Source organism: Serratia sp. Res13-Sevr-LER1-36-b, from assembly GCF_015673035.1.
Lineage (GTDB): Bacteria > Pseudomonadota > Gammaproteobacteria > Enterobacterales > Enterobacteriaceae > Chania > Chania fonticola_C.
Genome location: NZ_JADACK010000023.1, coordinates 176,946 through 194,674 on the forward strand (window position 1 = coordinate 176,946; position 17,729 = coordinate 194,674).

At 47.5% G+C, this 17,729-nt stretch carries 14 protein-coding genes, 2 pseudogenes and 1 riboswitch; of the genes and pseudogenes, 8 read left to right on the plus strand and 8 right to left on the minus strand.

What is annotated here, in order from left to right:
• Positions 1 to 12: 12 nt before the first annotated feature.
• Complete coding sequence (locus tag IMQ33_RS18460; RefSeq protein WP_196062064.1) at positions 13 to 1,365, minus strand: adenylosuccinate lyase family protein; 1,353 nt, start codon at positions 1,363 to 1,365, stop codon at positions 13 to 15.
• 244 nt (positions 1,366 to 1,609) lie between these two features.
• On the opposite strand from IMQ33_RS18460, the gene IMQ33_RS18465 reads away from it, so the two are divergent.
• A complete protein-coding gene (locus IMQ33_RS18465) occupies positions 1,610 to 2,338 on the plus strand; it encodes a GntR family transcriptional regulator (protein ID WP_065686591.1) in 729 nt (242 codons plus the stop codon).
• A gap of 8 nt (positions 2,339 to 2,346) precedes the next feature.
• On the opposite strand, the gene IMQ33_RS18470 is transcribed toward IMQ33_RS18465, so the two are convergent.
• The 4 genes from IMQ33_RS18470 to IMQ33_RS18485 all read right to left on the minus strand — a co-directional run bounded on the left by IMQ33_RS18470 (position 2,347) and on the right by IMQ33_RS18485 (position 5,763).
• Positions 2,347 to 2,772 carry a GNAT family N-acetyltransferase gene (locus tag IMQ33_RS18470; RefSeq protein WP_196062063.1) on the minus strand — a complete coding sequence of 142 codons (426 nt, stop codon included), beginning with the start codon at positions 2,770 to 2,772 and terminating at the stop codon, positions 2,347 to 2,349.
• Positions 2,773 to 2,810: 38 nt separating this feature from the next.
• The gene (locus tag IMQ33_RS18475; protein ID WP_196062062.1) at positions 2,811 to 3,281 is read right to left on the minus strand and encodes an SRPBCC family protein; all 471 of its coding nucleotides are present in this window, start codon (positions 3,279 to 3,281) and stop codon (positions 2,811 to 2,813) included.
• A gap of 13 nt (positions 3,282 to 3,294) precedes the next feature.
• Positions 3,295 to 3,918, minus strand: coding sequence for a DUF1571 domain-containing protein (locus IMQ33_RS18480; protein WP_196062061.1), 624 nt, complete (start codon positions 3,916 to 3,918; stop codon positions 3,295 to 3,297).
• A gap of 252 nt (positions 3,919 to 4,170) precedes the next feature.
• Complete coding sequence (locus IMQ33_RS18485; protein WP_098930083.1) at positions 4,171 to 5,763, minus strand: ABC transporter substrate-binding protein; 1,593 nt, start codon at positions 5,761 to 5,763, stop codon at positions 4,171 to 4,173.
• Between the two features lie 245 nt (positions 5,764 to 6,008).
• On the opposite strand from IMQ33_RS18485, the gene pepT reads away from it, so the two are divergent.
• The 3 genes and pseudogenes from pepT (at position 6,009) to glsA (ending at position 8,680) form a co-directional block, all read left to right on the plus strand.
• Positions 6,009 to 7,238, plus strand: coding sequence for a peptidase T (gene pepT / locus IMQ33_RS18490; protein ID WP_065686586.1), 1,230 nt, complete (start codon positions 6,009 to 6,011; stop codon positions 7,236 to 7,238).
• Between the two features lie 199 nt (positions 7,239 to 7,437).
• Positions 7,438 to 7,606 (plus strand): annotated as a pseudogene (locus IMQ33_RS26225) (amino acid transporter); the annotation flags it as partial.
• Between the two features lie 135 nt (positions 7,607 to 7,741).
• Positions 7,742 to 8,680: a glutaminase A gene (gene glsA / locus IMQ33_RS18495; RefSeq protein WP_196062060.1), complete on the plus strand. Its 939-nt coding sequence runs from the start codon at positions 7,742 to 7,744 to the stop codon at positions 8,678 to 8,680.
• A gap of 111 nt (positions 8,681 to 8,791) precedes the next feature.
• On the opposite strand, the gene IMQ33_RS18500 is transcribed toward glsA, so the two are convergent.
• Both IMQ33_RS18500 and IMQ33_RS18505 read right to left on the minus strand, forming a co-directional pair.
• The gene (locus tag IMQ33_RS18500) at positions 8,792 to 9,007 is read right to left on the minus strand and encodes a YgdI/YgdR family lipoprotein (RefSeq protein ID WP_098930089.1); all 216 of its coding nucleotides are present in this window, start codon (positions 9,005 to 9,007) and stop codon (positions 8,792 to 8,794) included.
• A gap of 81 nt (positions 9,008 to 9,088) precedes the next feature.
• Entirely contained in the window at positions 9,089 to 10,675 is a 1,587-nt protein-coding gene (locus IMQ33_RS18505; protein WP_196062059.1) for a phosphoethanolamine transferase, read from the minus strand.
• Between the two features lie 499 nt (positions 10,676 to 11,174).
• Here IMQ33_RS18505 and IMQ33_RS18510 point away from each other — a divergent pair, with 499 nt between their 5' ends.
• Positions 11,175 to 11,489: a hypothetical protein gene (locus IMQ33_RS18510; RefSeq protein ID WP_065686580.1), complete on the plus strand. Its 315-nt coding sequence runs from the start codon at positions 11,175 to 11,177 to the stop codon at positions 11,487 to 11,489.
• Positions 11,490 to 11,570: 81 nt separating this feature from the next.
• Here the strand turns inward: IMQ33_RS18510 and rluF are convergent, their stop codons facing one another.
• A complete protein-coding gene (gene rluF, locus IMQ33_RS18515; RefSeq protein ID WP_173408884.1) occupies positions 11,571 to 12,332 on the minus strand; it encodes a 23S rRNA pseudouridine(2604) synthase RluF in 762 nt (253 codons plus the stop codon).
• Positions 12,333 to 12,444: 112 nt separating this feature from the next.
• A riboswitch (TPP riboswitch) is annotated at positions 12,445 to 12,548 on the plus strand.
• A 530-nt stretch (positions 12,549 to 13,078) separates the two neighbouring features.
• On the opposite strand from rluF, the pseudogene IMQ33_RS18520 reads away from it, so the two are divergent.
• The 3 genes and pseudogenes from IMQ33_RS18520 to IMQ33_RS18530 all read left to right on the plus strand — a co-directional run bounded on the left by IMQ33_RS18520 (position 13,079) and on the right by IMQ33_RS18530 (position 17,586).
• Positions 13,079 to 14,248 (plus strand): annotated as a pseudogene (locus tag IMQ33_RS18520) (tyrosine-type recombinase/integrase).
• Positions 14,249 to 15,949, plus strand: a complete 1,701-nt coding sequence (locus IMQ33_RS18525) for an ATP-dependent endonuclease (RefSeq protein WP_196062058.1) — start codon at positions 14,249 to 14,251, stop codon at positions 15,947 to 15,949.
• Positions 15,946 to 17,586 (plus strand): UvrD-helicase domain-containing protein, encoded by a 1,641-nt coding sequence (locus IMQ33_RS18530; protein WP_196062057.1) that lies wholly within the window; start codon positions 15,946 to 15,948, stop codon positions 17,584 to 17,586. The genes IMQ33_RS18525 and IMQ33_RS18530 overlap by 4 nt, the downstream gene beginning before the upstream one ends.
• Positions 17,587 to 17,729: the final 143 nt, after the last annotated feature.

Here is a 17,729-nt window from a genome sequence, read left to right on the forward strand (position 1 = left end):
CCTGCGGATGCGTTAGCCCTGTTTGGCTGATTGCTGTACTGCCCGATCCACCATTTGCGGTGCCATACCCAAATAATTGGTCGGGTCGGTAAGCTGCTCAATCAGCTCTGGCTGCAGACGACTGGCAATGGCCGGTAACGCGTTCAGCACATCGGCGAGGCGTCCTCCCTGTTCATTGACAATGCGGCAGGCGTCATACACCACATCATGGGCATCCTGGCGGCCAATATAAGGTGCAAGCCCCATCATCACGGCTTCGGCTACGATCAACCCATTCGTCATGTCCAGGTTTTTTGCCATGGCAGCTTCATCCACAATCAGCCCACCGAGCATAAATCTTGCCTGCTTCAGTGCACCGGCGCTGAGAATGAAGCTTTCTGGGATGGCTATCCATTCGGCATGCCAGGGCCCGGTAGCGCGCTCCAGATCCTGGACCATCGCATCCAACATCAACCCAGCCTGCTGACGAACTCCTTTGGCGCAGGCCAGCATAAGCTCACTGGATATGGGATTGCGTTTTTGCGGCATGGTACTGCTGGCACCACGGCCTTTGACGAAGGGCTCATAGAGTTCGCCGAATTCGTTTGAGGCCATTAGCATGACGTCATAGGCGATTTTGCCCAACGATCCGGTGATCAGGCCCAACAGGTTAACGGCTTCGGCAAAACCGTCGCGTGCTACATGCCAGGTGGAGTCCGGAGTGCCCAACCTCAGCTCTTCCATCATCGCCTGCTGCACAACCAGCCCCTTATCCCCCAGCGATGCCAACGTCCCGGCGGCTCCGGCGAATTGGCCTACCAGGACGCGCGGGCGGGCTTGCGCCAGGCGTTCGGCGTGCCGATCAAACATATTGAGCCATATTGCTGCCTTATAGCCGAAGGTGATCGGCAAGGCTTGCTGCAAATGGGTGCGTCCGGCCATTGGGGTGGTTCGGTAGCGCTGTGCCATGTCAGCCAGAATGCGGCGTAGTTCGTTGATATCGGTTTCGATAAGTTCGAATGCATCGCGGATTTGCAGGACTACTGCGGTATCCATAATATCTTGTGTCGTTGCCCCCCAGTGAACGTATCCCCCTGAGCTGCCAGCCTGCTTCGATATCTGATGCACCAACGGTAAAATGGGATAGCCAACGATTTCGGTTTCATGACGCAGTAGGTCAAAATCCAGCGTGTCAGCACTGCAGCTGGCCGCAATTTCCTCTGCGGCTTCCACTGGGATCACCCCACAGCGGGCTTCGGCTTTGGCCAGAGCGACCTCCACCTCGACGTACTTGCGCACCAACTCGCGATCATCAAAAATGGCACGCATTTCCGGGGTACCAAAAGCGTCACGGAACAGAATAGAATCAAGAACATTAGAAGCCATATTGCCTCCCTGAGTGTAAGAATGGTGGTAAGATTTATTTCATATGTCATATAGGGACAGGTGGCTAAACAGCAGCTCGTGAGGCGCGAGGAAACGAGGACTCTTGCTGTTCAGGTTACTTTAAATGTCCGTACATTTGATATGTACGGACAATATATAATGTACGGACATTTGAGCAAAGCTGTCTTGCTACAACTTTGTGATGTTGATCTGAAAATTTTTCGGGAGTAACGGCCAGACCGCTATGAAAGAATCTCTTTATAAACGTATTGCTCGTGAGCTGGTGCAAAGCATTGCCTCGGGTAAGTACCCGGTAGGTACGCTGTTGCCACCTGAAATGGAGCTGTGCGAACAGTTTGATGTCAGCCGACATACCATTCGTGAAGCCTTGCGTGATATCACCGAGCAGGGGTTGATCGTCAGGCGTAAGGGGATTGGCACGCTGATAGTGGAAAAAAAATCAGACAGCGCTATGAATCACCCGCTGGCCAGCCTGGAAGATTTGCTTTTCCTGGCCAACAATAACCTTCGGGTGGTGAAAAAGATTGATGAGGTGGTGGCTGATGAGGAGCTATCTCAAGTGATCGGTGGTGCGCCAGGATCGCGCTGGTTACATATCGCCAGTATCCGTGAAGACGGCGCAAAGAAAGACGCCCCCATCTGCTGGACAGACAGCTATACCCGACTTATTTATGACAAGATACGTCGCCTGGTGCGCAGCGATCCCTACGCATTGATCAGCGAGCTGATTGAAAAACATTATGGGGTCAAGAGTGAAGAGGTTCGGCAGACCATCACCGCCGTTGGCGTATCGCCGAAAATTGCCAAAGTGCTTGGCGTTGAACCCGGCTCACCCGCACTGAGGATTGTTCGTCGTTACGTTGATCGCCATGGTGAAACGTTCGAAACGACGGTGTCTATCCATCCGGCGGACAGATACGCTTGTTCCATTGTGCTGAAACCGCAAGCTTAAGAACAACGCTATCCTTTCGGTGAATGTAAAAGGTAATACTCTTCGCCGCCGTCACCACCGGTGGAGACGATCTGCCAGCCGTGTTTGTGATAGAACGCCAGCGCCTTGTCGTTTTTCACCAGGCACTTGAGCGAGCCGGTTGAGGTAAACGTCTGCTCTGCGGCATGCAACAGCGCGCTGCCCACGCCCTGTGGCGGCAACAGGGGGTCGACATACAGATTATGAATAAAATTTTCGGCGCGATAAATCGAGACAAAGCCGAGCAGTTTGCCGTCCTGCTCGGCTACCCAGATCTCTTCGCCAATCGTTGAGCGATCAAAATCTTCCAGCCGATAATTTCGCGTATCACGCCAGATAAAGGTGGCTTGGCGGGCGGTCAGATACAGGCTGCGTAGGAAAGGGCGATCGGCCTCTTGGTAAGGTCTTATGTGCATGGCGGTTCCTGATGATTTGCTAGCACTATAGCTGACAATCAACTCATTTCAACGCTGGTACCCAGCCGTTGCGCCAATCCTTTGGCTCCGGCCCGCATCACCGCATCGTGGTTCCAGCGAAATAACGGTGCCGCCAGCGGTGCCAGGCAGTTCATCCAGAGCGTAGTGGTTCGGACATGCCAGGTATAACGCGCAAGGGTATAAACCCCATCGGAACTTAACAGCCATTGGCCGACCCCTTCTACTTCGCCACTGGCTTGCCCCTCCAGTAACTGTAACGGCACAATATTCACGATATGCATATCAAAGGTGATGCGGTAAGGCAGTACGCCTTGCCAGGTATAACGATGCAACGCACCGATGCCGAGCGTATCGCCTTTGCCTATCTCAATCACCTGTAACAGGTTTTTCCACCAGCTTGGCCAGATATCGGGATGATAAAGCACCTCCCATACCGTTGGTAACGGGGCTTTGATGCGCCAGAGGGTGGTTAACTGGTATTCGGCCATATCAGGTTCTGCCTTAAGGGGTAAAGAAGTCAGCGGGAAAATGCAGGTTGAACACCAGCGCATCCATCATCACGGTTTCCATTTCTCGATCGTTGCTATCGTAGCTGACCACCTTGGTTGGGAAGCCGTGGCTATCCTCTAGCCAAACCTCATAACGGTGAACGCCATCGATGCTAACCCCTGTCGCTCCAAGGATGGTGACATGTAAAGCGGCTTGGCCTGCCAGGGCTTCCTTGCCGATCACGGTCGTTTTCCCCCTTTGCTGGAGGTGGCGAATATTACGCAGCAAGGTGCCGACGTCCGATTGGTCTACGCGATGGCCATTAGGGCCTTGTACCAACGAGTTGCTGGGGGACAGGCTCAACACTGGCAGAGTGCCGATACCGAATGGCCATACGCGCACCTTACCGCTGTCGGGATCATAGATCAGCACGGCACCGCGATGAGGTTCGCTAAAATCCATCCGCACATAGCCCGGCTTACGGTAGCTGTAACGCATCAGGGTACGATCGCCTTGTGCCGAACGGGAGTCGATCCTGCACTGGTAGGCAGCAATCTGGGCCAATTGCTCCTGCGCCAGAACAATCGGATCCGGTGGCGTTGTGGGAGCCGCATTGGCGCTGGTGATCAACGTCATTGCCAGCAGCCATTGGTGGCCGAATAAGTGGTTGATACTTTTCTCCCTGTGGAACCCTGGCCGAAAAAGGCAGGCCTCATTAATTAAATATAGGTTCTGGATCACAGGCGATGGCGGTTTTATTCTTCAAACATCATACTATTCGAGTTTTTTGGGGCTTAATAGGCAACATACCTTGAATGAGCTTTTCGCCAAAAAAAAGCTTCATCCCTCTCGGTTTGAAGCCCTGAGTCATCGTTCAAGCGTCAGCGTTTATTTCACATCGACCTGATAGAAAATGTGTTTGCCGAACGGGTCGATTTCGTATCCGGTGACCTCTTTGCGCACCGGCTCAAAAATCGTCGAGTGGGCAATCATCACCGCAGGCATCTGGTCGTGCATCATCTGTTGGGCTTCTTTGTACAGATCAACGCGCTTTTGGTGATTACTTTCGGCTCGAGCCTCCAGGATCAGCTTATCAAACGGCTGATAACACCACTTCGACGAGTTAGAGCCGCCGTTGGCTGACGTACAGCTATACAGCGGGCCAAAGAAGTTATCCGGGTCGCCGGTTGCCGTGGTCCAGCCCATCAGTGCGGCCTGGTGCTCGCCGTTTTTCACCCGTGTCAGGTACTCGCCCCACTCAAAGGTGACCACTTTGGCCGTTACGCCCACTTTCGCCCAGTCGGCCTGGATCATCTCGGCCATGCGCTTGGCATTCGGGTTATACGGGCGCTGAACCGGCATTGCCCACAGATCGATGGTCATACCGTTGGCGAAACCAGCTTCTTTCAGTAGGGCTTTGGCCTTCTCCGGATCGTAATCGTAGTCTTTCAAATCCGCATCGGCACTCCACACGCCCGGAGGCAGTATATTTTTCGCCGCAGTGCCAGTACCTTGGAATACTGCCTCGATGATTGCCGGTTTATTAATGGCTAGCGCCAATGCCTGACGGACCTTCACGTTATCCAGCGGGGCCTTTTGAGTGTTAAACGCCAGGAAGCCGGTGTTCAAGCCCGCTTTTTGCATCAGGTTGATGTCTTTATTTTCCCTCATGCGTGGCAGGTCTGCCGGGTTAGGGAACGGCATCACCTGGCATTCATTTTTTTCCAGCTTGGCGTAACGGATCGACGCGTCCGGCGTGATGGAGAAAACCAGACGGTCGATTTTCGCTTTGCCCTGCCAGTAATCAGGGAAGGCGGTAAACAGGATGCGGGAGTCTTTATGATATTGCTTCAATTCAAACGGCCCGGTGCCAATCGGCTCCATATCCACACGCTCTGGCGTGCCCGCCTTCAACATGCTATTGGCGTATTCCGCAGAGAGAATTGAGGCAAAATACCAGCCTAAATCGGCAACAAACGGCGCTTCCGGATGGGCCAGCGTGAAACGCACGGTATGGTCATCAACCTTGTCGATGGCGGTGATTAGCTTGCCGAACTCCAGGCTTTCGAAGTTGGAGTAGTTGCCGTTGGAAACGTTGTGATAGGGATGGTTTGGATCTTTCTGGCGCATAAACGAGAAGATCACATCATCGGCGTTAAAGTCGCGCGTTGGCTTGAAATATTTGTTGCTCTGGAACTTCACTCCTTGGCGCAAATGGAAGGTGTACACCTTACCGTCTTCGCTGACGTCCCAGCTTTCTGCCAGGCTAGGCTGCAGTTCGGTGGTACCGACTTTGAAATCCACCAGTCGGTTATAGATCGGCACCGCGCTGGCATCGACGCTGGTCCCGGAGGTGTAGAGTTGCGGGTTAAAGTTTTCTGGTGAACCTTCTGAACAATAGACTAACGTTTTTGCTGCTACCCCAGAGCTTATTGAGAGCGCTGCTATGGCCAGCGCAAGCTTTGTAATTTTAATTATCATCACTATCTTCCTGTTGGTGAGCCTACCACTGAAAAATAAAGCTTGTACTAAAGCGCTTAATAAATAACATTAAATTTACATTGTCAGCAAACAACATCGAACGATAACAATGAGGTCAACGCTAGCCTCGGTAAAGGCAGTAGTTGGCAAAAATAAACTCTAACAAAAGGGTGAATTCTGAAAGATTGCTCTGGTGATCCTAGCCATGGAAGCCTTGCAAACGGGATGCGTTCATACACAACATAATGTCTTCACCGCTCGCCACGCAGTTAACCCAACGTTTCTTCCGCTACCTGGCCGTCACCAGCCAGAGCAACCCAGCGGTAAGTACTTTGCCCAGCACTCCTGGTCAGTTCGCCATGGCGGAGATGCTGGCTGAGGAACTACGCCAACTCGGCCTGGATAATGTGGTTATTGACGAACATGCCACCGTCACCGCAGTGAAAAAAGGCAACGTACCCGGTGCGCCACGTATCGGATTCATCACCCATATTGATACCGTAGACGTTGGTTTATCGCCGGACATCCATCCACAAATCTTGCGTTTTACCGGTGAGGACTTGTGCCTGAACGCGCAGCAAGATATCTGGCTACGCACCGCTGAACACCCGGAAATCAAAGCCTATCCGGGGGAAGAGATTATTTTCAGCGATGGCACCAGCGTGTTGGGGGCGGATAACAAAGCGGCCGTCACGGTAGTGATGACGGTGTTGGAAAACCTTACCGCAGAGGACCAACACGGCGATATCGTGGTGGCGTTTGTACCGGACGAAGAGATTGGCCTGTGTGGCGCCAAAGCGCTGGATCTGGCGCGTTTCGACGTCGACTTTGCCTGGACTATCGACTGCTGCGAATTGGGTGAAGTGGTGTATGAAAACTTCAACGCCGCCAGCGCCGAACTGCGCTTTACCGGCGTGACCAGTCACCCGATGTCCTCTAAAGGTGTGCTGGTGAATCCGCTGCTGATGGCGATGGATTACATCGGCCACTTCGATCGCCAGCAGACTCCTGAGCATACCGAAGGGCGCGAAGGTTATATCTGGTTTAACGGCATGCAGGCATCGCAAAGCGAAGCGCTGCTGAAAGCCAATATCCGTGATTTCGATTTGGCGAACTTTGAGCGCCGCAAACAGCAGATTGGTGAAGTAGCAGAGAAGATTGCTGTGCAATATCCTACTGCCCGCGTGGAGTATCACATCACCGATACCTACAGCAATATCAGCAATGCCATCACCGATGACCGCCGGGCCATAGATTTGATTTTTGCCGCACTGGCCGAGTTGAACATAGAGCCTAAAGTCATCCCGATGCGCGGCGGTACAGACGGTGCTGCGTTGTCCGCCAAGGGGTTATTAACACCCAATTTCTTTACCGGCGCGCACAACTTCCATTCTCGGTTCGAGTTTTTACCCCTTAAGTCGTTCGAGGCTTCCTATAACGTGGCGTTAACGCTGTGTAAGCTGGCGGCTAAATAAGGGCGGATATCGCTTCAACATTATCGCAGCCAGGCTTATTCAAGCCTGGTTAGCGAAAGTTCTATTTGTTTGGTTAACTCGAATAAACAAGAAAGCCGCTACGGTTGAGAAGATAAAAACTCAGACAGCCGCTATTTTTTCACTCTGATCAGATGATAATTGCCGTTTATGCCGGTAGAGCTGGTCACATCGCTATTGAAACTATCCTATCGCCATTATGTTAGCAGCAGTGGGTAACCTTTGTGCTAGGCACGCTAGCGGTTTTTTGGGGCCCTCAACCCGATATCAACCTCACCCAGAGCTCATTGGTTGCCTATTACGCTATGTTTAAGTGGGCGGGCCTAGAATGGCTGGGCCTGATGGTGGCTTTGCATAGCCATTGGCGTGATGAGAACTATTGAGCCTGCTGTAACAGCCGCTCAGGTGCCAAAACCTTAATATTTCTTTCAAGGGTTGGGAGTATTATCTCCCAACTCCGCAAATTCAGTCTGGGGGGCAACAACATGACTATCGATTTACAACGTCTTCAACAGGTGGCATCGGATGCCTATGCGCAGTATTCCACATTGAGTGGCGGCGAGAATGCCAGCTATATCCCTTTTTTAGCGAGCGTGCCAAGCCATTTAGCCGCCTTGGCGATTGTGACCGTCGACGGGGATATCATTTCTCAGGGGGATGCGGAGTTTCGCTTTGCGCTGGAGTCAATTTCCAAAGTGTGCTCGCTCGCCTTGGCGTTGGAAGATGTTGGCCCACAACAGGTTCAGGACAAGATTGGTGCCGATCCCACTGGCTTGCCCTTTAACTCAGTGATTGCTCTGGAGCTACATAAAGGTAAACCCCTCTCACCGCTGGTGAATGCCGGGGCAATGTCAACGGTGAGCTTAGTGAAAGCGAGTGACCGGGAAAACCGCTGGTTGCGTATTCTTGATATGCAACAGCGGCTAGCGGGGGCACAGATCGCACTCTCTGACGAGGTGAATGATTCAGAGCAAACGACCAACTTCCATAACCGTGCGATCGCCTGGTTACTCTATAGCGCTGATGCGATGTACTGCGATCCAATGGAAGCCTGCGATGTGTATACCCGCCAATGCTCAACGCTGCTTAATACCATTGAATTGGCCACGATGGGGGCGACAATTGCCGCCGGTGGTATCAACCCCGTCAGCAAAAAGCGAGTGCTGACAGAGTCTAACACGCCCTTTATCTTGGCAGAAATGACGATGGAAGGGATGTATGGCAGTTCTGGCGATTGGGCATATACCGTTGGTTTACCAGGTAAAAGTGGTGTTGGAGGCGGTATCTTGACCGTGGTGCCCGGCGTAATGGGGATTGCCGCGTTCTCACCCCCTCTTGATCCCGTTGGTAACAGCGTACGGGGGCAAAAAATGGTTGCGGCTGTTGCCCAGCAGATGGGGTATAACCTTTATCGGGGGCGTTAACAACGAACAGGTCGCTAGTTTCTAAGGGCCTGTATAAAAAATGCAACTGCTGCAATCCATGGCAAGGCTTTACGCATAGTGGGCGTGAAAGTCATGCAGCCGCAGGAAAGGCTATTTTTTGACTATCCCTGAAATATCATTGGTATTGATCAGATGATAGTCGCCGTTCATGCCCGTATAGCTGGTCATACCGCTATTGCGGTCAGTGTCAGGTTCACCATGGGCCTGTAGGATATCGCCATATTTAGTCGTGATAATGTAGTCACTGGTGCAACCCGCCAGCGCCAGTGTCAGGAAAGTGAGGGGTAGAAAAGTCAGTTTTTTCATTGGTCAACAGGCTCTTTTCATTTTAACTGCCTCATATTACAGACGAAGTGGCCCGAGATGCAAAGGCTACCTTGTTACACTTCAGCGCGTTTGGGTTTCAAAGATATCCGTCTGCAAATGGGTGTAGTCCACCTTCTTGAGCTTAAAGTTGGTGATATAGATGGGGGCGGCTTTTTGCTCGGAAAGAAACGAATATTTCGGCGTTAGCTCTTTGGTTTTTATCCCGGTCCACGAGGCGAAAAAGGTCAGGAAATCATTGGCTGAACGCGGGGCTTTAATCAGGCGGTGTTCGGTGTCATCGCTGGAAAGCACCATAAAGGGGACCTGAAAATTTTGCTGAAACTGGTCATCGTGCGCCAGATATTGCACCTGGGTACCGCGCTCTTTAAACGCCAGGCCGTGATCGGAGAAGTAGACCATTGAGAAACTTTCCCCGGTATCGCGTAACTGCTGATAGAGCTGTTTCAGCAGGCTGTCAGTTTGCGTCATGGTGTAAAGATAGCAGGAGGTTTCTTTGGACTGCACAAAGTCCACGTATTTCCCTTGAGTCCGGTCGCAGGCTTGCGGATGTGAACCCATCAGGTGTAAGACGATCAACTGCGGGTTAGTGCTGCGTGGGGCGGCAAAAACCTGGGCGGTCATCTTGAGCAGCGTTTCGTCATGGGTATTCTTATCCGCTTCAAAATCACCGTTTTTCAGAAACTGCACTTCATCGGCACGTTTGGCAATGCTGGCGATAGCGGTGTCATATTCACCAATTTGGCCTTGGTTTGAGAACCACCAGGTCTGAAACCCTGCCCGATTGGCCAACGTGACGAAGTTATCCTGATACTGCGGTTTGCCATTGATGACACGGGTTAACGTTAAGCCGAGCGATTTCTGTGTTGATCCGCTGGCCGCAATATAGTTAAGCAACAGCGAGCCGTTTACGTGGCTGGCAAAGGGGGTATTGTCCCAGTGCCCACCAAACGCACCTAAGGCATCTCGCCGTGCGCTTTCGCCGATCACTACCATGTAGATGTGATATTTCGGTTTCACCGCCAGCACGTTCCAGGAATCTTTCAGCTGCGAAAACGCCTGCATACGGGCTTTTTCATCAATCACTTCCTGGTTATTGACGATCACATCCCTGACGAAACGAAACACGGGATAACCAGAATCGGTCAATTTAAACACGCCACCGTACGCCAGATTCTGTACTGGCGTGACAAAAAAGCAGACCACGCTGATGGTGAGACATAAGCTGTTGAAGGTGTTCCAAGCGCCTTTTGGGGTTGGCTTACGGCGCAACGCGATAATGCCCAGAGCCAGAATAAACAGGGACACCAGATAGCTGTACCATGGGAAGATGGTCAATATCTCGCTGGACTCTTCCACCGAGGTCGAGTGTAACGCCAGCAGGGTATTAAAATTGGGCGAGCCATAGGCCTGAGCAAACGGGAAGTACATGGCAGCGATGAGGCTAAACAGCCCGATCACACTCTTTTGCAAGCGTGGGCTGAGACGCCACAGCAGCAGTAACACACAGCCGAAGGCCACGGCATACAGCAGACTAAATGGATAGCCGAGGGCGAAGTTGATCAGCAGCGACTGCAGGAAGTAAAAGCCTGTCCACGGGGTGAGGGTGACGTCACGTGCTGCCAGGGTATCTTTAACCGTTGAGTTCATGTTTACCGAAAGTTATCAAATGCCGTGTGGTAACTCTGACAAGAAAAGAGTCATAAATCCGTTTGGTAGACGGAAAGGGGAGGAGGGATAGACCGCATCCAGCGAGCCGCTTCATGTACCCGGATGCGAGAAGATAGAGCCGAATGAAAACAAGATCAACTGATAATTATCGGCTGTTTTGAGAGGTTGATTGCAATTTCGAACGCAAGGAGAGGTAAAGGCAGGAAGGTGCAGATTTTCAAGAAAATTGCAGACCCGCTAAGTGAGGACGGATCGCTATCAGTACGCCCCATTCCTGGAGTAACGCAGTGTATTTTGTATCAGGTTAATCAACGATTGCCGCAAGATCAGTTGCTCGCCCATCACACAATATAGCGTGAGCATACCCTACCTTAGGAGGGTTCCTTTATTTATGGCGGAGAAATATATTACGCGGGAGTTCATACGCTGAAAAACATAGAGACCCATCAGGATTCTGTTTGGTTTTAAAGGATGATTTATGAAAAGAATGTTTATCGCTTTAACTGTTACGCTATTGGCGGCGGGTTGTTCAACATTGAAAACCGATCAGGCAATACCGCTGTTGCAGGCGGAAACAGCTAAAATGCTGGGTCTGGGATCATCGGATGAAATTACCGTGACCAATGTTAATAGCGCCCAACCTGATGCCTTGGGTGGACAGAAACTTTCTTACCGAGCTACTACTGAGAAAGGGCGAATTTTTGACTGCTCTTCGATGATGATGCCGGGTCTTCTATTGTCGGCCCCAACGCTGAGCGCACCAAGCTGTACGCCGGTTGTTACGCATAAATAATTTTCGTCAGGGATTCACTTGCACCGCATTACAACTGGGTGGTGCCGGGTGCTTTCCCGCAATTGAATGATGATGAGGCGGTTATGCTTGGCCGCCGACCCTCTGGGCGAAAATATCCTCGGACGAGGAGTGTTCAATCAGCTTAAATAGCTCGCTCCGTTCCTCAGCGGTGAAATCCCGCCATTCGCCTAGCGGCAACCCTTTCAGAATGATGTTCATAATACGTGCGCGCTCAAGCTTGGTGACTTCATAACCAAAATATTTGCACATGCGGCGGATTTGGCGGTTAAGCCCTTGCACCAGGGTGATGCGAAACACCTGCGGGGCTTCTTGTTCCACTAGGCATTTTTGAGTCACCGTGCCCAGGATGGGGACGCCTGCGCTCATGCCCTGAATAAACTCATCGGTCACCGGTTTGTTGACGGTCACCAGGTACTCTTTTTGGTGATTGTTGCCAGCACGGAGGATCTTATTGACCAGTTCGCCGTCATTGGTCAGGAAAATCAGCCCCTGGGAGTCTTTATCCAGGCGTCCGATGGGAAAGACGCGTCTGCTGTGATTAACGAAATCACCAATGTTATCCCGCACGTGCTTCCCCATGCTGGTGATGATGCCAACAGGCTTATTCAGAGCGATAAGCACCAGATCGCCCGCATCACGCGGTTCGATCGGCTGGCCGTTAACTTTCACCACATCCCCGACCAATACCTGAGCGCCCACGGAGGCTAACTTGTCGTTGATGAAAACGTTGCCTTGCTTGATGTGGCGGTCGGCAGATCGACGAGAACAAATGCCGCTGTCGCTAATGTATTTGTTCAGGCGGATAGATGAGTGAGTGAGCATGGTTTCCCCGTCAAACGCAAACTATACATTATCCGGGGGGGACGGCGTCTCCTTTTTATTTTTTGACACTATCGCGTGATTGACCTCACTGGCGGCAGCGCTAATAATGGCAAACGTCGACTCGGGGTGCCCTTAGGGGCTGAGAAATTACCCGTATTACCTGATCTGGATTATGCTTCAGCTAGTACCTGCAAGGGGAAGGTGATCTATGTACCCACCTGCGTACCCAGAGCGATTTTATACAGATTAACCTGCATGTTTTGCTTTTTTCAGGTCACTTACCCAGTAAAAGGGTCTCTTTGGTTTCGCAGGAAAGGGCTATATGGCAGGTGCTGACGCGCAAAACAGGAAATGTATGTGGTTGTGTGGGGAGGTATGTAACCAGTTCTAAGTGCGAGGAGTGATTACAGGTGTGGGCTGATTACTTGATTTGTTTAGTGTTAAAGTTGGGTGTTGGACTATGATTTAGTTATCATGCCATTGATTCTATATTGTTTTATGTTTGTACTCATATGTGTACTCATTTTTTGATTTGGCTAGCATTCGTAATGCAAAGGTCGTAGGTTTGACTCCTATTGTCGGCACCATCTCAACATCCTAGAGTATCCGAATAAGTCAAAAAACCATTTAAAACATGTTGATGCTGGTTTTATTGTCCGTATGTATCCGAGGGTGCTCGGTAGAATCCAGAGTTAAATGTGTGTAGGATCGTGTATAACTCTGTTCGGTCTGGAAATTCTATACACATGCGCCTTAATTATATGCAGATACGTCGTGCCAAGTCAGATACCAAATCTTATATACTTGGCGATGGTCTGGGCTTATCTCTTTTAGTTGAACCCAACGGCAGCAAAAGCTGGCGTTTCCGCTAGCGCTTTGCCGGTAAACCAAAGATGATTTCCTTCGGTGTATATCCTACTGTCACACTGGCTGAGGCGCGAACAAAACATGATGAAGTTCGAAAGCTAGTTGCCGAGGGACGCAATCCGAGTGAAGTCCGCAAAGAGCAGAAACTGGCTCAACAAGTAGGGGATGGAAACACGTTCGAAGTGATTGCTAAGGAATGGCATCAATTGAAGTCGGCCGGATGGTCGGCTGGATATGCCTCTGACATCATGGAAGCCTTCAGAAACGATATTTTCCCTTATGTAGTACAAAGGCCCATATCAGAAATAAAGCCTCTTGAGCTGCTTAATGTGCTTCGTAAGATAGAGGCCCGTGGTGCATTAGAGAAAATGCGCAAAGTTCGGCAGCGTTGTTCTGAGGTTTTCCGCTACGCAACTGCGACAGGTCGTGCCGATTTTAATCCTGCCGCCGATCTCTCCAGTGCATTAGAAGTTCACCAATCCAACCATTTTCCATTCTTGGCCGCCAGTGAAATCCCTGATTTTCTCGTTGCACTGGAAGCCTACTCAGGTAGCAAATTAGTTCAATTAGCAACTAAATTACTAATGATTATCTGGGTTAGAACCATAGAGTTGAGAGCTGCATTATGGCAAGAATTTGATCTAGTTAACGCTATTTGGGAAATTCCAGCCGAAAGAATGAAAATGCGCCCCTCTCATCTTGTACCTTTGTCACAACAAGCGTTAGATATACTGAATGAACTGCAAATGATGACAGGGAACTATCGTTATGTATTTCCGGGGCGGAACGATCCGAACAAGCCGATGAGTGAGGCAAGCATTAATCAACTCATCAAACGCATTGGCTATGCTGGGCGTGTTACCGGTCATGGCTTTAGGCATACTTTATCTACTATTTTGCATGAACAAGGTTACAACACTGCTTGGATTGAAATGCAGTTGGCGCATGTGGATAAAAATAGCATTCGCGGTACCTACAATCATGCTCAGTATTTAGAACAACGAAGAGAAATGTTTCAATGGTATTCAACATTTTTTGAGGGAAATTAAATGTACATCGATAATGTTTATTTGAAGTCTTTTAGGAACTATTCTGATAGTTATATTAAATTCAACAAGTCGACTTTAATTATTGGTAGTAATGATGTTGGGAAGACTAATTTAATATATTCATTAAGGATACTTTTGGATAAAAGTTTATCAGAGCTAGATATTGAACCAAAAAGTAGCGATTTTCATATTAATAGTAAAGGTGAGCAAAGTGAATTTTTTGAAATTACTATTGAATTTAGAGATGTGAAAGAAGACGCTGTTCTTTCAAGATTAGGTGGTTACGTAAGCGATGATGGAAAAACATTTATAAGATATGTTGCTAGCAGGATAAAGTTAGATTATAAACTATACATTGGTCACAAACTTGATGATTTTAACGAGGTTAATAGTCGTTTTTATTTGAAGCATCTTAACTTGAGATATGTTAATTCCCAGAGGGATTTATTAAAGTATATCTCCACCGAAAAAAAACACTTACTAAGATTAGCCCAAGAAAGTAGGAGCGAAGAACAATCAAAAAAGGATGAAGGATTACTTTCAGAATTAACCGGTTTGTTGGATAATGTAAATAATAAAGTCAAAGAGATTAGTTATGTTTCTATGGCAACTCAAGAGCTCAACGATGAGTTGAAAAAACTTTCATATAACAACGAGAAACATATAGTACAATTAGACTCTGGGGCTATAGGAATTGATCAGTTTATTGAAAAATTAGAGTTGAGCTCAAACTCTAATGGTAAAAAAGTTATGCTAGGTGGCGATGGGTTTAATAATCAGATATTGTTAGCCCTTTGGAAAGCAAAAAGTGTTCGTGAACATGATGTTGAGAATGAAGTGGTTATTTATTGTGTTGAAGAACCTGAATCTCATTTATATCCTCACCAGCAGAGAAAGATATCAGAATACCTAATTAATAAATTGCCTGGTCAATCAATAGTAACCACGCATTCGCCACAAATAGCTGTGAATTATAAACCTGATTCGATAATTAAGATAAATCATAAAGACGGTGAATCATATGCTGCTAGTGAGGGGTGCTCTAATTGCATAAGTAATGCATGGGATGGAATGGGCTATAGAATAAGCATAATACCTGCTGAAGCCTTCTTTTCTAAAGTGGTTTTTTTAGTGGAAGGTCCCTCTGAATTGTTATTCTACCAAGAATTGGCCTCATCAAATGAAATTGATCTGGATTTTTATAATGTAAGCTTGTTATCGGTTGATGGTATCCAGTTTGAAGTTTATAAAAAAATACTCGACGCATTTGAAATAGATTGGGTGGTAAGAACAGATAATGATTGCTCTAAAATCCCTAAAAAACAAGAATGGCAATATGCAGGTTTAAACCGTGCGCTGTCACTTATTGGTTCAACTAAATTATTACCAAGCAATGTGGTAATTACTAAGTCGCAATTGTTGAGTGAGCGAGAGAAATATAATGAATTATTGAATGTAAGGAATGTATTTGTATCACATATCGATTTGGAGCATGATGTTAGTATCGAGCTTGGTGAAGAGTTAAGGGACTATGCAGGAGTCGATAATGATGAAGATGCTGCAAAATATCTTAGAGGAAGAAAAGCAATTAGAATGAGGGAGTTCCTAAAAGGAAATAGTGATAGCCTTAAAAGGCTAAGAGATGGTGAGCTCATAAAACCATTACAATTAGCGGTAAGTTTAGCTAAGGAGGAGATATGAAAATAGAGCTCACGAATGAACAAAAAAATGCTATTGATCATCCAGGACATATGGTGCTGACTGCTTGTCCTGGAAGTGGGAAAACAGCAGTTATTATTGAGAGGATTATCAATGACCTTTCATCTTGCAATGATTATCAAGGTGTCATAGCAATATCTTATACAAATAAAGCAAGTGATGAGTTAAAAAAAAGATGTGGCAAATATTTATCGAATATTAAGTCAAGTTTCTTTGGAACTATGGATAAGTTTTATCTAACTGAGATAATATATAAGTATATTTCTCACTTGTGGGGGAAAGTAGAAACCATAAACACTATTAAGCTTGATGCTTTGTCAATAGATTGGCAGAAGTATTTATCTGAGTATTGTGATATGAAATCAATCTGCGCTGATATCGGTAATTATGACTTTTCTAAAATGCAGAATCTATACCTTAAGGGATTTATAGTTTTGGAGTTCGTCCCATTACTTGCCTATTACATTTTAATTAAATCATTAGCATGTAATCGGTGTTTTTCTTCAAAATATATATCTCTATATGTAGATGAGTATCAAGATGCAGGCTATGTACAACATGCTATATTTTTATATCTTTCAAGTCTAAGTATCAGATCAACGGCTGTAGGTGATGTTGATCAAGCTATTTACTCTTACGCAGGAAGAAGTTCTGAATACCTCATTGAACTTACTGGTAAGGGGAGCGGTTTTGAACCATTTAAGCTAACTTTAAATCATAGATCTCACTCTTCTATAGTTAATTACGCGAGTAGACTTATTGATAAGGGTTGTCCATTGCTGAAAAGTGAAGGCAATTTTGTTGAGAGAATATGCATAAACGGCAATCAGAGTCAGATTGCATCATGGATTGACTCACAAATAGAGGGTATTAAAGTGAGGTTTAAAATAAAAAAAGAAAGCGAAATTGCTATCTTATTAGCGACTAATGGTTCAGTCAGCATGATTTCTAACTTAGTTAAAACTAAGAGTAGAGCTTATTTAGATGATTCGTTATCTAAAATTAGCGGTGACACATCAGCCTTGATAAAATACCTTATGATGTACCGTTATAATAATAATGCGACAGCCCAAGGCATCATAGATGGTACAAAAAATAAAATATTAAGCAAGTTGGAGATGAAGTCCTTAAGAAGATCTATTGGGAATGTACGAACTGTTGAGTATGAAAATTTGATTCCGGCTATTAGAGCCGTTATTAAAGAATTAACTGGATGCGAAATATACTCTAATCATATCGATGCAATTAATGAAATCATAGCTAGCAAAATGATGATTAATAATTATCTTCCGGTGAGAGATGATGAGTTGCAGATAATGACTTTGCATAAATCAAAAGGTCTGGAGTTTGATTATGTGTTTCACCTTGATCTTTACGACTGGATTTTGCCTAGGCGTGAGTTTATAAAGGGTTCTTATGATGAGGTGTTTACAAATTATGAGCAGTGCCTAAATCTGCATTATGTTGGTATAACTCGTGCTAAAAAATGCGTTGTTTTAGTTAATTCGAGTGAGAGATACAACTTTCAAAATGAATTAAAGAAGGCTAGGCCGTCTCAGTTTTTATCGCTTGATGGACTTAAAGGATTGTACACTGAACTGATTTATAATTCGAATTAGTTTGCGCTCATTACTATTCCCGTCCAGCCTACGCCCTCTGACGTTATTATGCACTTTTCATTCATGGCGTAGGAACCCCATAAGGGCCTTTTGACGGTAACCGGACGGTGAACTCACATTGTTAACGACATTCCGCTATTGCA

Bases quoted from the DNA above. Each gene is read 5' to 3' on its own strand.
- glsA (WP_196062060.1), top strand. From the start codon at position 7,742: ATGACTATCGATTTACAACGTCTTCAACAGGTGGCATCGGATGCCTAT.
- IMQ33_RS18510 (WP_065686580.1), top strand. From the start codon at position 11,175: ATGAAAAGAATGTTTATCGCTTTAACTGTTACGCTATTGGCGGCGGGT.
- pepT (WP_065686586.1), top strand. From the start codon at position 6,009: ATGTCTTCACCGCTCGCCACGCAGTTAACCCAACGTTTCTTCCGCTAC.
- IMQ33_RS18525 (WP_196062058.1), top strand. From the start codon at position 14,249: ATGTACATCGATAATGTTTATTTGAAGTCTTTTAGGAACTATTCTGAT.
- IMQ33_RS18480 (WP_196062061.1), bottom strand. From the start codon at position 3,918: ATGACGTTGATCACCAGCGCCAATGCGGCTCCCACAACGCCACCGGAT.
- IMQ33_RS18475 (WP_196062062.1), bottom strand. From the start codon at position 3,281: ATGGCCGAATACCAGTTAACCACCCTCTGGCGCATCAAAGCCCCGTTA.
- IMQ33_RS18485 (WP_098930083.1), bottom strand. From the start codon at position 5,763: ATGATAATTAAAATTACAAAGCTTGCGCTGGCCATAGCAGCGCTCTCA.
- IMQ33_RS18465 (WP_065686591.1), top strand. From the start codon at position 1,610: ATGAAAGAATCTCTTTATAAACGTATTGCTCGTGAGCTGGTGCAAAGC.
- IMQ33_RS18530 (WP_196062057.1), top strand. From the start codon at position 15,946: ATGAAAATAGAGCTCACGAATGAACAAAAAAATGCTATTGATCATCCA.
- IMQ33_RS18470 (WP_196062063.1), bottom strand. From the start codon at position 2,772: ATGCACATAAGACCTTACCAAGAGGCCGATCGCCCTTTCCTACGCAGC.
- IMQ33_RS18505 (WP_196062059.1), bottom strand. From the start codon at position 10,675: ATGAACTCAACGGTTAAAGATACCCTGGCAGCACGTGACGTCACCCTC.
- rluF (WP_173408884.1), bottom strand. From the start codon at position 12,332: ATGCTCACTCACTCATCTATCCGCCTGAACAAATACATTAGCGACAGC.
- IMQ33_RS18460 (WP_196062064.1), bottom strand. From the start codon at position 1,365: ATGGCTTCTAATGTTCTTGATTCTATTCTGTTCCGTGACGCTTTTGGT.
- IMQ33_RS18500 (WP_098930089.1), bottom strand. From the start codon at position 9,007: ATGAAAAAACTGACTTTTCTACCCCTCACTTTCCTGACACTGGCGCTG.